This is a genomic window from Verrucomicrobiia bacterium (genome assembly GCA_035495615.1).
Lineage (GTDB): Bacteria > Omnitrophota > Omnitrophia > Omnitrophales > Aquincolibacteriaceae > DATJFP01.
In genome coordinates, this window is sequence record DATJFP010000104.1 from 1 (window position 1) to 13316 (window position 13316).

Genomic DNA, 13316 nt, shown 5'->3' on the forward strand with positions numbered 1-13316 from the left:
CGCCAGCGCTCTGCTCATCCCCCTCGTGGATTTTTTACCCTTCGACGACCCGCGCGTCATTTCCACACGTGAGGCCATCGAAAAAAATCTGGTTTCCCACGGCCTGGTTTACCGCTACCTGTCCGAAGACGGGCTTCCCGGTTCCGAAGGCACGTTCCTGATCTGCACGTTCTGGCTGATCGCCAATCTCGCCGGTCAGGGCAGGCTCGACGAGGCAAAAAAGATTTTCGAACACCTGGCGGGCTTTGCAAACGACGTGGGGCTGCTTCCGGAAGAAATGAATCCGGGCACCGGGGAATTTCTCGGGAATTTCCCCCAGGGGTTCAGCCATCTCGCGCTTGTGCGCACGGCGCGCGCGCTTTCGATGAGGGAGAAGGGGCAACATGCGGCCGCGGCCGATTTCGTCAAAGAGGGCTCGGTGTGAGCGGTCTGAACTTTATTCGGTTTCGAGGACCTGTTTGAGCGTCGCGAGATCGCGCTCCACAAGTTCCAGGTCGGAGCGGTAATCCTCGTACGACATGCCCGGCCGCTGAAAAAGCGTGAACAGCATCTCGGAGCCGCTTTCGTTAGGCACGACGCGCATGGGCACGAAAATTTCCGCGCCCGACGGCGGCGTGATGTAGTGGTCGAGCACGCCGAGATCGTTCTTCGGCGCGAACTGCAGTTTCAGCGGCCCCTGCGGCGTCTCGATCAGCCAGTGCCCATCCAGCCGTTTCACGGAAAGGCAGAAGGCCGGCGCCCATTGGGGAAGATTTTCGGGATTGGACACGAAGTCATAGACTCTCGCGGCGTTGCAGCGGATCGCGACGCTCAGCGTCTGGGCCGGCACGGGACCGGCATTACTCGTCGGATTCTTCATGTTGGCTCCTCTCTTTTTGGCTCCGGCCTTTGTAATTGAACAAATCCGGCAGAGAAAAATCTTTCTGGGTCCTGGCCTTGAGCGCGTTCAGGATTTTCATCTGGATGTTCACGGTGAGCGGCCTGCCTTTGCGGGCGTTGGCCACGTTTTTATGAGTCAGCTGTTCGGTGGAGCTGGCTACAAGATCGTGATTGGTAAGAGAAAGCCCGGTCATGACGCGGTCCAGAGGCTGAACCCCTTTCAGCGGCGCGCCTTCCATCAGAGCTTCCTTATAAAGCGCTCGAGCAGGCCGTTGAAGATTTCCGGCGCCTCGAGATTGACCAGGTGTCCCTTTTTTTCAAGCAGATGCAGCTCGGCGCCGGGAATGCATTTTTGCATGGCTTCGGTTTCCTGCGCGGTGACGAAAGTGTCTTCCATGCCCCCGATCACGATCGCGGGGCAGCGGATCGCGCCCAAAAGATCCTGCGAGTCGCGGCGGCCGGCCATGGCGCGCGTCGCCTCGCACACGCCTTCGCCCGTATTTTCCAGGATCAGGCCTTCAACTTTTTTGACGAGCGCCGGGTTGTTCGCCCTCGTGGTCGCGCCGAGCAGATTTTGGATGACGCCGGGCACGAACGCGGCAAGGCCTTCCCTGGAAATCTTTTCGATTGTCTTCACGCGCTTTTCTTTCACTTCCGGGGAGTCGGCGTTGGCGCGCGTCGCGAAAAATCCCAGACCGCGGACGCGTTCCGGAAACTGGCGCAGGAATTCAAGCATGACGTAGCCGCCCATGGAAAGCCCGCCGATCATGACCGGCTCATGGATGCCGAGTTTATCCAGAATCTCCGCCACGCCGGCCGCGGTTTGAGGAATCGAAGGCTCGGCCTGGCGCGCGGATTTGCCGAGGCCGGGAATTTCGGGCGTGATGACGCGCGCGAAACGCGACACGAGGCGCACCTGCTCTTCCCACATTTTGGAGGAAAGCGGGAACGCATGCACGAGCACGACGGGTTTTCCTTTTCCGGCTTCGGAGTAAGCAAGCATGGGGCGTATTCTACACGACGGCAGGCGCCCCGCGGAATTTTTAAGCGAGCAGCCGCGCCGCTTCCCTGAGGCCGGACAGATAAGCGCCGTGGACCGTGCAGGGAAACTGTTTGTTCGTGGCTTCGCCCGCAAAAAAAAGGCGGTCCGCCACGGGCTGGGACAGAATTTCGTAATCGTCCGGCGAGGCGCCGGTGGGAATGTAAGAATAGGACCCGCAAGCCAGCGGGTCCGTGGCCCAGCGCGTGATGCGCGTCCTCACCGGCTGCGGCGCCCCGGGAAAAGCCACGCGCAAGGACGTCATGGCCTGCGCCACGATCTCATCGTCGTCCAGAATCTCCATCTTGCGCGCCTTGTTGCCGCCGGCAAGCGCCACGAGGACGGGCGCCTGCGTCAGCCGGAAACGATTGACGAAACGGGTGAACGGCGCGTCCGGGCTCGCGATGCCGATGAAGTCGCGGTCCGCCGGCCAGAACACCTGGCCGAAATCGAGGAACACCATGTCCAGAACGCCCATGCCCAGGCGTTCGAGCGCCGCGCGCTTCCACTGCGGCAGGTCCGGCTCGAACCGCACGATGCCCGCCTGGAGAACGCCGAGCGGCAGCGTGATCAGCGCGCAATCCCCCAGAAATTCCCCATGGTCCGTGTCTACGCACACGGCATGCGGATTCCACCGCACGACGCGGACTTGATGGCCGGTCAGGATGTGCGCGTAATCAAGGCGCGTCAGGTTCTTCAGCACCTGATCGTAGCCTTCGGGGAAAACGAGATTCGGTCCTTCAAATTCGTTTTCCTGAGAATAATATCTTCCCGCGTGAAAGGCCAGATCCGCTCCGGAATAAATCACCTGAGATTCCTTGAACCATTGGCGGAGGGGCGGCGGCACGGCGCGCGTCTGCGGATGCTGGTCCACGACGTGCTCGGCCGAAAGATGCGGGCTGAGATAAGGCGCGGCTTTGGTGATGCCGGTGACCACGGATTCGAATTCTTCCCTGTTTTCCGCGGCGATCGCGTCGTCGACGAGCTTCCCGTCCGCATCGTACAGGTAAAAATTCGAGTACTCCGCGGCGATCGTGCGGGGATGCGCCTTTTGCACGAGGTCCATGATGGGATTGCCCGTGGCGCCGTGCACGACCTGGGCGCCGAGCTCGAGCGGTTTTCCCCAGCTGCGGTCCGTCCAGATCCTGCCGCCCAGGCGGTCGCGCGCTTCGATCACGGTCACGTCCGTGAAGCCGGCGAGTTCGTTGGCGGCGGCAAGGCCGGAGATTCCCGCGCCGATGATGATGATGCGTTTCTTTGCCGTCATGAAAACATCCTGGGAGGAAATGGCCTGCGGGGATCTTTTAAGGCAGCGTCCGCAAATTCCTAACGGCCTGCTCCCCTGTCAGGCTCTTTCATCTTAGAAGGCCCGGGAGGGAGCCGCATCAGCCGGGGGCCCGAAGGACTGTAGGAAAAATGCTGATTGTCGGAGAGACGCAGCGGGACCCGGAATTCCGGCTCAGGGCTTGTAAGAAAGGCGGTAGCCGATGAGCGGTTCGGTCAAAATGTAGACTGGCCGGTCCGGGTCCGGCTCGATCTTGCTGCGCAGGTTGCTGATCGTCACCCGCAGCAGATGGTCGGCCTTCACGGCCATCTCGGCTTTGTTCCAGACTTCCTGGAAAAAAGTCTTATGCGTCACGACTTTTCCCGCCTGCATCACCAGCGTTTTCAAAACCGTGTACTCGGTCGGCGACAAATGAACGGGATTGTCATCCACGCTCACCAGGCGCCGCTCGATGTCCACGGTGAGCCTGCCCGTCTTGAAAACCTGATTTTTACTGTGCGGCATCCACCGCCGCAGGACCGCATGCAGACGCGCCAGGAGCTCCGCGTTGCTGAACGGCTTGGTCAGATAGTCGTCGGCGCCGGCATAGAGCGCGGCCACTTTGTCCGCCTCTTCGTCGCGGACCGACAGGATGATGATGGGAATGGAAGAGCGGCTGCGGATTTCCTTGGCCACTTCCACGCCGTCTTTGTCCGGCAGCCCCAGGTCCAGGAAGATCACGTCCGGGCGCACGGACACCGACGCCTCGAGCGCGGTCTGCGCGTCGACGGCCTCGAAAATCCGGTAGCCCTCCGAAGCCAGCGTCGCCTTCAAAAAGCGGCGGATCGGCCTTTCGTCGTCCACGATCAGAATGCGGAGAGCGCCCATCTTGGTCACGCGTCTTCCTCGACTTTCCACGGAAGCGTGATCACCACTTTGGTGCCTTCCGGCGAATTTTTTTCAGCCCACATCATGCCTCCATGCGCTTCCACGATCCCCTTGCAGATCGAAAGCCCCAGGCCCGTTCCTGGAATTTTCCGCGGGCCCTGGACGCGGTAGAATTTTTCAAAAATGCGCGCCCTTTCTTTGTCGGGAATGCCGAACCCCTGGTCCAGGATCTCGAAAAGCAGCCTGTCCCGGGCCCGCGACGCGCGGATCTCCAGCGGCGACCCCGGCGGCGAATATTTCAAGGCGTTCTCAATCACGTTGCCGAGGACCTTCATCATGAGCGCGTAGTCCATGCTTACTTCCGGCAGGTCTTCGGCGACCTGGATACGGATGTTCCGTCCGTTCAGCTGCTGTTTGGAAAATTGCTGCAGCGAAACGCCGATGAGATCCCGAACCTCGCACGGCCGCGGGGAAATCTTGAGCGCGCCGGATTCCACGCGCGTCATGTCCAGCAGGTTCCCGACGAGATGATTGAGGCGTTCGGATTCTTCGTAGGCGGTTTCGATGAGCTCGCGCCGCGTGTCTTCGTCGAGAGCCGTGTGCTCGAGAAGCCGGCTCAAGGTTCCCGTGATGGAGACGAGCGGCGTCCTCAGGTCGTGCGACACCGAGCTGAGCAAAAGGGACAGGAGTTTTTCTTTTTCCGCGGCAAGGGTGCTGGCGCGCACGCGCGCCGTCAGATTGCTGATGATCAGGCCCACGACCAGGAAGACTCCGAGCGGGATCCAGTCCTTGTGGCTGAAAGCCATGAGGCTGAAACGCGGGGGCACGAAAAAAAAATCGTAGAGCAGCACGCACGTGATCGAGGCCGCGATGGCCGGGCCTTTTCCCCAGAAAAGCGCCGCGATCACCACCGCCAGCAGGTAAAACATGCTGAGGTCCCGTGCCGGCACGACGGCCTGGGCAAACCAGGCCACCACCGTCGCGAGGACTGCCAAGGCCAGGCTCAGGACATACGGATTGCGAAAGCTCTTGGGAATCAAGAAGGTACCCCCGCTGGAATGATATCAAAAACCGCTCCCTGCCGCATCCCTTTCGCGGCTTTTCTTTAATTGCTGATCAGGAGATGGCAGTTGCGCGCCAGATTGCTGACGAGCGTGCGCAGCACGTCGCCGCGGAGCAGGTTGACCAGCGCGCTCCTTTTCGTGGTCCCGATCATCACGGTATTGACTTCGAGTTCCTTCGCGGCGCGGGCAATCATCTTTCCCGGATTGTCCCCGAACTGCCAAATCGGAATGGCGGTCAGCCCCTGCCTTTCGATTTCCGCCTGGGCGGCCGCCAGCAGCTTCACGGCTTCCGAGGATGGCTCCACTTCCATGGGCAGTTCTCTGGACGGAGGCGTTTGTTCCACGAAGTTCAGGTAGACCGCCTTCTCGCCGAGCGCCTTGGCACGCAGCACGGCTTCCTGCAGCAGGTGCCGGTTCATGGAGCGAACGGAAACCAGAAACGAAGAACGGTAAAGCGAAGCGAGCTCGTGCGCCTCGGAAACCGTCAGCACGTTGACGGCCGGAACTTCGACGACCTCCAGCGGCAGCAGCTTCTTCGAGACAAAACGCAGCGACAGGCCCGCGGTGAGGATGCTTCCCACGAAGAGAAGGGCATTGTGTTTTTGCACGCAGATCGTCGCTTCGACGAAAAGAAGGACAAGCGCGGCCCCGCCCAGCAGCAGACGCTCGTGACTTTTGAGGGAGAGCGCGGAATTCGTGGCGCAGCTCGCCAGGTTCAGCGTGATGGCGCCCACGACTCCGATCGCGTACAGCGCGGCAAGTCCGATGAGGTCATGCTCGACAACCAGGACAAGGATCGGCACGAGCGTGGCCACGATCAGCGCCAGTTCCGGCATGCCGAAACGGTTCAGGCGCGAAAAAGCCGGCGGCAGCTCACGGTCTTTGGACATGACGAACTGAATGCTCGCCAGCGCGCCGACCGCGGTGTTGGCGGCCGAAAGCAGCAGAAAGCCGAAGATCAGTGAGATGAGATTGCCGTACCAGGGGCCGATGTAATGGTCGCCCAAGGCGCGAAGCATGTCTTCGGTATGTCCCGTGAGCCCGGGAATCGCATTCATCGCGATGCCCAGCAGAAACGTCAGGAGCGAAACTTCCAGCAGCACGGGCCAGATCGCCTGTTTCGAAGTCTTTTCCACGGGCTCGACCATGACGCCGGTCATGTTGGCAATGGCCTCGACGCCCGACAGCGCCAGGACGATCCCGACGAACACGCTCCAATTGTGGCCCCAATCCGAAGGCGGGGACGCGAGTTCCACGCGCCCCAAATGCGGCACCGTAAATAAAAACAAAATCCCCGCGGCGACGGAAGCCGCGAGCGCGATCCAGGTCGCGATGGTGCCCACGGTGCTGGGCCCGACCCAGTTCAGCGCGCCGATCATCAGGATCGCGGCAATGGCCCAGAGCGCGGGATGCGCGAAATGAAAATAATGGAAGGCGTCGAGCGCGCTCAAAGAAACCGTGACCACGTAGTCGGCCACGAGAAGCAGCGCGCCGATCACGGCGAGAAGCTGCGAGCGGTGTTTCACCGCGGAATACACGCCGCCCCCGTCGGGATAAATGCGGCAGATGATCATGTAACACACGGCGACAAAGGAGGTGAGCAGCGACATCAGCCCCAGAAAAAACCAGGAGGCATGCCCGGAAAGCCCGAAGGCAATCCCGAGGACGTACGCCTTGCTCGTCCCCCAGTCGCCGTAAAGCATGGCCCCGGCCTGGTACCATTTCAGTTCGCGCGGCCGTTCTACTTTTTTAGTGAGCAGCATTAGGTCCTCGATTTGAAAAAAGGTTAACAGGATCCGGAATTTCCGGGATCTCGGACTTAATCAAAAGGCATCCCGGGAATGCGTTCGCATTTCCCGGGATGCCTTCCGAAAGGTGACCCACGATTTGATTCTGTTAAACGGCCGCTTCCCCGGATTCTCCGGTACGGATGCGGATCGTATTTTCGACGGAAGAGATGAAGATTTTTCCGTCACCGACCGACCCGGAACGGCAGACTTCGACGATGGCATCGGACAGCTTCTTGACCTGCGCGTCCGTCACCACGATCTCGATCCTGAGTTTCGGCAGGAACGAGGTCTTGTACTCCGTGCCGCGGAACTGATGCGTCACGCCGCCCTGCTTGCCGTGGCCTTCCATCTTCGTGACCATCATGCCGGGATAGCCGATTTTTTCCAGATGCTGCCTGAGTAACTCCAGCTTTTCAGGCCGGATGATTGCTTCGATTTTTTTCATTTTATTTCTCCGTTTTCGTCTTCGTCTTAGCGAACCTGAGTCACGGCTTCGAGTTCCGGATAAGCCGAGCCGCCGTGTTCATGGACATCCAGGCCCTGGAGCTCGCCTTCGGTCGAAACGCGAAGATGGCCGGTGGCCTTGACCGCGTACATGAGGATCAGGCCGGAAACAAGGGCCGCGATCCCGATGATGACGTTACCGGTGGTCTGCGCCATGAGCTGCGTCATGCCGCCGCCGTAGAAAAGGCCTTTTACGACAACGGAAGAATCCATGCCGGTCGGCGAAGGAAGACCGTACTGCCCCGTGGCGAAAAGCCCCAGGCTGATCGTACCCCAAATGCCGTTGATGCCGTGAACGGGCCAAGCGCCGACGGGATCGTCAATGCGCCAATGTTCGAGCAGGTCCGTAGCGAGCACGACCAGCACGCCAGCGATCACGCCGATGATGATGGAACCGCCCGGAGAAACCCAGTAGCACGGGCACGTGATGGCGACCAGACCCGCGAGAATGCCGTTACAGGTCATGCCGCAGTCCCAGATCTTCGTGCGCGGAAAAACAAAGAACAGCGCCGAGAGACCGCCCGCGCAAGCCGCGAGCGTCGTGTTCGTGGCAACGCGCCCGATGCCCTGGAGGTCCATGGCCGAGAGCGTGCTGCCCGGGTTAAAACCATACCAGCCAAACCACAGGATGACCGTGCCGACAGCCGCGATCGTCATGTCGTGGCCGGGCATGGGTCCGCCGCCGTCGCGCTTGAACTTGCGTCCGAGACGAGGCCCGAGGGCAATGGCGCCCGCGAGGGCGATCATGCCGCCGATCGTGTGAATGACGGTCGAACCGGCGAAGTCACGGAACGCCGCCGGCTGCATGAGAGCAAGCCAGCCGTCCGGTCCCCAGGCCCAGTGGCCGAGGATCGGGTAAATAAAACCGCTGACGACAAAGCTGTACAGCAGGTCCCCGATGAATCCTGTACGGCCCACCATGGCGCCCGAAGTGATCGTCGAGGTGCAGTCGGCGAAAGCGAACTGGAAAAGGAAAAACGCCAGCGTCGCCACGCCCGAGCTTCCGTAGGTGTCCGGAATGCCGTGCAGGAAATAAAACTGGTTTCCGATCAAACCGTTCCCCGCGCCGAACATCCATCCAAATCCCCAAGCCCAGAAAAGAATGCCGCAAAGGCAGGTATCGACGATTCCTTCCAGGAGGATGTTGATGGTTTCACGGGAACGCGCAAACCCCGCTTCCAGCATCATGAAGCCGGACTGCATGAAAAACACGAGAAACGCCGCAATCAGCGTCCACATCGTATTGATCGGATTGATGTACGAAACAGTCTCTTCGGCCGCGTAAACTTTCGTTCCAAAAAAAGCGGGGATCCCGGCGATCAACAGGAAAAGCAGCGCCACGCCCCCCATCTTGCCGCCCAAAAGCGCATAAAAAAGACGACGCTCTTTCGGATCTCTCCATTTTTTCAAAAATCGATTGATCATGGTATCACCTTTCGTTTCTAAGCTGTTTTTCGAAAATCAAAAGCCCCTTGCCGGGCCCCCGGATTTCCGTGTTGTCGTGAAGTCTGACGCCGTCAAAGCGAGGTTTGTGCCAAAGACCGGCAAAACGGAAAATCGGTTTGTTTTTTGATGAAAAATTGATGCCTAACAAGGGGAGGAAAAAAGAGAAAAAACGGCCCGCAAAGCCTTGGCCGGAGGCCCTAAGGGAAAATCCACAAATATGAGCGCCTGTTTACAAATTTGTAGCCAGGGTCGAAAGAAACGACAAGGATGGTCAGGCGGCCTTGGCGGCGGCCTCTGCTTTTTTGGCCGCGAGCTTCCGCGTGGGGATGATGGTCACATTGATCAGGCCTTTGCGGGTACGGGCGATTTTCCGGAAGGCGGCTTTGGTCAGGTCGATCTTGCGGTTCAGGCGCTTGTTCGGGCCGCGGTCGTTGACGCGGCAGACGACCCATTTGCCGTTCATGGCATTGATGACCAGCAGCTCCTCCTGGAAGGGATAATCATAGGAAGCGCAGGTCATGGCATTGTCGTCGAATTTTTCGTTGTTGGCCGTGCGCGGGTTGATGCCCGGATCGTTGCGGCTGTACCAGGACGAACGCCCGATCTGGGCCCGCGAAAAATCCAGGTCCGGAAATTTCGCCCGCAATTCATGGACGTAATTCCACACGGCGATCGCCGCCGCCGTGAACAGGATAAGAAGCAGCGGAAGCGCGTTCTTCCGGTTGATCAGGAACATCGCATTGTCTCCGCGCCGCGGGAAGCGGGCCTCGGATCCGGCGCATAGCCGGAAAGGCAAAACGCCACCCAAAGCCCAAGCCCCAGGGAAGCGAGCGTGTCCGCGGGCCAGTGCCGGTTCAGCAGGACGCGCGAATAAGCCGTGCAAAGCGGCAGTATAAGCCAGAGCCAGCGCCACGGCGCCCGCGTCTTGAAAAAAAAGACGGCCGCGGCGCCCGCGACGATTGCGACGTCTCCGGAAGGAAAGCTTTCGTAAGGCCGCGTGTCGGAAGCCAGGGCGCTCCAGTGAAAAAAAACAAACGGTCCCACGCCCGTGTCCGGCCGGGCGCGCAGGAAGATCATTTTTAAGGTATTACAGGCCATGCCGGCCGCGGCGGCTCCCAGGATCGCGCTGGCCGCTTCCCTGCGGAGTTTGTTTTGACCGCAGAGCCAGGCCAGGACATAAGCGCTTCCGAGATAAACCCAAAGCCGGCGGCCGAGATGCCTCCCGAGACTTGCGGCCAGACCGGAAAGCGCCTCCGTCCGCGCCTGGAAGGCCCCAAGCAGAGGAAGATCCAAAAAGAAGAGCGGCGTCAGGAAGGCGAGGCCCGCGAGAAAATAAAGCGCCTGCTTTTTCCAGGGAACCGAGCGGAGGTAGGCGGGCATGGGCCGGAAGTAGCCGTTCTGCGCCTCGCGGATAAAAATCAGCGCCAGCAAAATAAGAGTCCACTGTTTGGCGTTCAACATCGGGGCATTCTACATGAACATCGGCCGGCGATGAACGATTTTCCTCCGGCGGCGGAATGATGTGCCCTCTAAAGCATTCCTTTTCCCGGCCGTTGTTTAGGGAAACAGGAGAACGCCCGTCCCATGCAAAAACTCTTCCGGTCGCTGAGCGAAAAGGCCCTGGACTACTACGTCGTCTCGTCCGGCAAGGTGCGCGACATCGAGGTCCTCAAACGCGCCAAAGTGGCTGTCGTCTTTGCCATCACGTACGCCTCGTGCGGCTGCGTCTTTGCCCCGCTTTACTACCGCCTGGGTTCGCCCGCCGGCGCCCTTGCGATCGTGGTATCGGACGTCCTGATCCTTCTGGCTCCCGTGAGTCTCCGCCGGACCGGCTCCAACGCAATCGCCGGTAACTGGATCGTGGCAAACGTTTACTGGCTGATCGCTTACCTTGCGACTTTGAACGGCGGGCAATATGGCCCGTCGCTGGCCTGGCTGGTCACGATCCCCGTGGCCGCGACGCTTCTTTGCGGCCGCTCTTCCGGCATGCTCTGGACCGCGCTGGCGATTTTCCAGATGCTCGCCTTTTACCTGCTCGGCACCGCAGGCTTCCATTTTGCCGACCAGTTTTCTCCCGAGGTGCGGGGCAGCGTCAGGACCATTTCACTGAGTTTCCTGACCTTCCTCGCCCTGAACTTCGCGCTGATTTACGAACATTTCAACGCCCAGACGATCGAGCTGATCCGCGGCCTGGCCGTGATCGACGAGACGACCCAGACTTTGAACCTGCGCGGCTTCATTCCCCTGGCGCGCCAGCAGCTGCGCCTCGCAACCCGCGACCAGCGCGGACTGGCCATGCTTTATTTCGTGGTGAACGGCATTCAAGGGCTGCTCGACTCGGGCAACACCGACGCCGCCGACCGCCTGATGGCAAGGACCGCGGCCATTCTCGCGGGAACTTTCCGCTCCTCCGACCTGCTCTCGCGCGTGGCGCCCGACCGTTTCGTGGTTTCGGTCCTCAGCGTGGGCGCCGCGGAAATCGACATCCTCTTCGGCCGGCTTATCGTCAATCTGGAACGCATGAACAGTCAGAAAAAGGCCGAGGTCCTGCGGCTCATGATGGGCGCGGTGCCGGCGCAGCCCGACAAAAATACGACCGTGGAAGATTTGCTCGAGAAAGTCCAAGAGGACATGAGGAAGAAGTCCGCGCCCGGAGGCGAGCGCGGGAAGTTTTAGACAGCCGCCGGAGAAAAAATTTCCGCCAGGGACGCCGGCCGGGGCTCCACGGCATCGCGGATCTTCCGGCTGTACGCTTCGTACCACACCGACACCATCCAAAGCCTCAGCATCAGTTTCGCCTGCCGTCCGTCCCCTTTGAGAAACCCTTTGATCTTTTCAGAAAGTTTGCGTCCGTCTGCGGAAAAAATCGAGCGGAAGGGTTCCCGCCACGCGGATTCGGCCAGCCGGCGCCGCAGGGTTTCATCCTGCGCCAGATAACGCGGCCAAGGCACGTCAAATCCCCGTTTGTTCCGGCTGAGCACGGCGTCAGGCACGCGCCCGCGCTGGGACTGCCGCAGCAGAAGCTTGCCCTGCTTTCCATCATAGAGCCTGCGCGTGGGGAGCGCCCCGGCGATTTCCATGATGCGGCTGTCCAGAAAAGGGACACGGCATTCGATCGAAGCTCCCATGGTCATGCGGTCGTTGCGGTCCAGGATCGAAGCGAGAAACGTGTGCTGGTCGTAGTACATGGCCTGCCGTAAAAGATCGTCCGGGTAAAGGTCCTCTGCTTCGGCCAGCACCTGCTCGCGGAACTGCATGCCGCCCGTGCGCTCCATGCCGAGGGACGCGAGCTCCGCTGGGAAAATCTCTGCGGAATTATAAAAAACGGCCTGGCTGTCCGTGCGCAGTCCGGAAAATTTTTTGAGCCTTCTCGTCTTGTAATGCCAGGCCGCGGCAAAATCCGGCAGGAGCTTCGCGGCGGTCCGCGCCAGGCGGTCGTTCAGGAGGTGGTAGCGGTAATAGCCCGCGAAGATTTCGTCCGAGCCTTCGCCGGAAAGCAGCACGCTGACACGCGGTTTCGCGAAGCGCGACAGCGACAAAAGATGGGGCGTGCTCGCGTGAAGCATCGGCTCGTCGTTGATCCAGCTCGCCTCTTCACTCTTGTCCGGAAGCCGTTCGGGCCGCAGGATCAAATCATGGTAGTCCAGGCGCAGGGCCTTCGCGGCCTGCTTGGCGTCGGCGCTTTCGTCAAGCCGCGGGTCGTCCATGCGGACGGTAAAGCTCGACAACCGCTTTCCCGGATGTTTCGCAAGCGAAGCCGCAATAGCCGTCGAGTCCAGGCCTCCGCTCAGCAGAACGCCCACCGGCACGTCGCTGATCCGCCGGCGCTGAACCGAGGCGTCGAGCGCCTCCCTCAGCCACGACTCCGGATCCTGCGGGAGCTCTTCCCGCGTTTTGCGCACGCGGTCGGCAAGATTCCACCAGCGCGTCGTCCCTTTTCCGTCTTTGTTCCAGACCAGGTAATGCCCGGCCAAAAGCCGGCGCACGCCGCGGAAAGGCGTCCTTTCCCCGGCCACATAGCCGAAGCACATGAGTTCTTCCGCCGCGCCGGGATCGAGCTCGAACGGCACGCCCGCGGCAAACAACGCCTTTTCTTCGGAAGCAAAATAAATCTCGCCGCCGCTTTCATAATAGTAAAGGGGCTTGATGCCGGCGTGGTCGCGCGCCAGGAAAAGTTCGCGGAGCTTGGCATCCCAGATCGCGATCGCGAACATGCCGTCCAGTTTTTCCAGGATGCCCGCGCCTTCCTCGGCATAGCCTTTCAGCACGACTTCGGTGTCCGTGTCGGATTCGAAGACGTGCCCTTTGGCCTGGAGTTCCGCGCGCAGCTCGCGGTAATTGTAGACTTCGCCGTTGTAGGCGATGTGATACCGGCCGTCTCGGGTGGCCATGGGCATGCGTCCGCGCTCGGACAAATCCAGGATGGCCAGGCGCCGTGATCC

At 60.5% G+C, this 13316-nt stretch carries 14 protein-coding genes; 2 read left to right on the forward strand and 12 right to left on the reverse strand.

Going from position 1 to position 13316, the window contains the following annotated elements; all coding sequences use genetic code 11:
* Positions 1-424, forward strand: a 424-nt coding sequence (locus tag VL688_13045; protein ID HTL48981.1) for a glycoside hydrolase family 15 protein, incomplete at its 5' end; no start/stop codon positions are given.
* A gap of 12 nt (positions 425-436) precedes the next feature.
* Here the strand turns inward: VL688_13045 and VL688_13050 are convergent.
* From VL688_13050 to VL688_13100, 11 genes are all read right to left on the reverse strand, one after another.
* On the reverse strand, positions 437-859 hold the full coding sequence (locus tag VL688_13050) for an SRPBCC family protein (protein ID HTL48982.1): 423 nt from the start codon (positions 857-859) through the stop codon (positions 437-439).
* The gene (locus VL688_13055) at positions 840-1118 is read right to left on the reverse strand and encodes a hypothetical protein (protein ID HTL48983.1); all 279 of its coding nucleotides are present in this window, start codon (positions 1116-1118) and stop codon (positions 840-842) included. Before VL688_13055 ends, VL688_13050 begins: the two co-directional genes overlap by 20 nt.
* The gene (locus tag VL688_13060; protein HTL48984.1) at positions 1118-1882 is read right to left on the reverse strand and encodes an alpha/beta hydrolase; all 765 of its coding nucleotides are present in this window, start codon (positions 1880-1882) and stop codon (positions 1118-1120) included. Before VL688_13060 ends, VL688_13055 begins: the two co-directional genes overlap by 1 nt.
* 40 nt (positions 1883-1922) lie before the next feature.
* Positions 1923-3185 carry an FAD-dependent oxidoreductase gene (locus VL688_13065; protein ID HTL48985.1) on the reverse strand — a complete coding sequence of 421 codons (1263 nt, stop codon included), beginning with the start codon at positions 3183-3185 and terminating at the stop codon, positions 1923-1925.
* A gap of 192 nt (positions 3186-3377) precedes the next feature.
* Positions 3378-4070, reverse strand: a complete 693-nt coding sequence (locus VL688_13070; GenBank protein HTL48986.1) for a response regulator transcription factor — start codon at positions 4068-4070, stop codon at positions 3378-3380.
* A 5-nt stretch (positions 4071-4075) separates the two neighbouring features.
* Positions 4076-5110, reverse strand: a complete 1035-nt coding sequence (locus tag VL688_13075) for a DUF4118 domain-containing protein (GenBank protein ID HTL48987.1) — start codon at positions 5108-5110, stop codon at positions 4076-4078.
* 65 nt (positions 5111-5175) lie between these two features.
* Positions 5176-6897, reverse strand: a complete 1722-nt coding sequence (locus VL688_13080; protein ID HTL48988.1) for a universal stress protein — start codon at positions 6895-6897, stop codon at positions 5176-5178.
* Positions 6898-7030: 133 nt separating this feature from the next.
* On the reverse strand, positions 7031-7369 hold the full coding sequence (locus tag VL688_13085; GenBank protein HTL48989.1) for a P-II family nitrogen regulator: 339 nt from the start codon (positions 7367-7369) through the stop codon (positions 7031-7033).
* A 26-nt stretch (positions 7370-7395) separates the two neighbouring features.
* Positions 7396-8853, reverse strand: coding sequence for an ammonium transporter (locus tag VL688_13090; GenBank protein ID HTL48990.1), 1458 nt, complete (start codon positions 8851-8853; stop codon positions 7396-7398).
* A 292-nt stretch (positions 8854-9145) separates the two neighbouring features.
* Entirely contained in the window at positions 9146-9610 is a 465-nt protein-coding gene (locus VL688_13095) for a septal ring lytic transglycosylase RlpA family protein (protein HTL48991.1), read from the reverse strand.
* The gene (locus VL688_13100) at positions 9601-10335 is read right to left on the reverse strand and encodes a phosphatase PAP2 family protein (GenBank protein ID HTL48992.1); all 735 of its coding nucleotides are present in this window, start codon (positions 10333-10335) and stop codon (positions 9601-9603) included. The genes VL688_13095 and VL688_13100 overlap by 10 nt, the downstream gene beginning before the upstream one ends.
* Before the next feature lie 123 nt (positions 10336-10458).
* Here VL688_13100 and VL688_13105 point away from each other — a divergent pair, with 123 nt between their 5' ends.
* Complete coding sequence (locus tag VL688_13105; protein HTL48993.1) at positions 10459-11550, forward strand: diguanylate cyclase; 1092 nt, start codon at positions 10459-10461, stop codon at positions 11548-11550.
* Here VL688_13105 and asnB read toward each other — a convergent pair.
* On the reverse strand, positions 11547-13316 hold a 1770-nt coding region (gene asnB / locus VL688_13110), incomplete at its 5' end, for an asparagine synthase (glutamine-hydrolyzing) (protein ID HTL48994.1). The genes VL688_13105 and asnB overlap by 4 nt on opposite strands.

Excerpts from the sequence above, each read along its gene's own strand:
- VL688_13050 (HTL48982.1), bottom strand. The coding sequence starts at position 859 with ATGAAGAATCCGACGAGTAATGCCGGTCCCGTGCCGGCCCAGACGCTG.
- VL688_13055 (HTL48983.1), bottom strand. The coding sequence starts at position 1,118 with ATGGAAGGCGCGCCGCTGAAAGGGGTTCAGCCTCTGGACCGCGTCATG.
- VL688_13060 (HTL48984.1), bottom strand. The coding sequence starts at position 1,882 with ATGCTTGCTTACTCCGAAGCCGGAAAAGGAAAACCCGTCGTGCTCGTG.
- VL688_13065 (HTL48985.1), bottom strand. The coding sequence starts at position 3,185 with ATGACGGCAAAGAAACGCATCATCATCATCGGCGCGGGAATCTCCGGC.
- VL688_13070 (HTL48986.1), bottom strand. The coding sequence starts at position 4,070 with ATGGGCGCTCTCCGCATTCTGATCGTGGACGACGAAAGGCCGATCCGC.
- VL688_13080 (HTL48988.1), bottom strand. The coding sequence starts at position 6,897 with ATGCTGCTCACTAAAAAAGTAGAACGGCCGCGCGAACTGAAATGGTAC.
- VL688_13085 (HTL48989.1), bottom strand. The coding sequence starts at position 7,369 with ATGAAAAAAATCGAAGCAATCATCCGGCCTGAAAAGCTGGAGTTACTC.
- VL688_13090 (HTL48990.1), bottom strand. The coding sequence starts at position 8,853 with ATGATCAATCGATTTTTGAAAAAATGGAGAGATCCGAAAGAGCGTCGT.
- VL688_13095 (HTL48991.1), bottom strand. The coding sequence starts at position 9,610 with ATGTTCCTGATCAACCGGAAGAACGCGCTTCCGCTGCTTCTTATCCTG.
- VL688_13100 (HTL48992.1), bottom strand. The coding sequence starts at position 10,335 with ATGTTGAACGCCAAACAGTGGACTCTTATTTTGCTGGCGCTGATTTTT.
- VL688_13105 (HTL48993.1), top strand. The coding sequence starts at position 10,459 with ATGCAAAAACTCTTCCGGTCGCTGAGCGAAAAGGCCCTGGACTACTAC.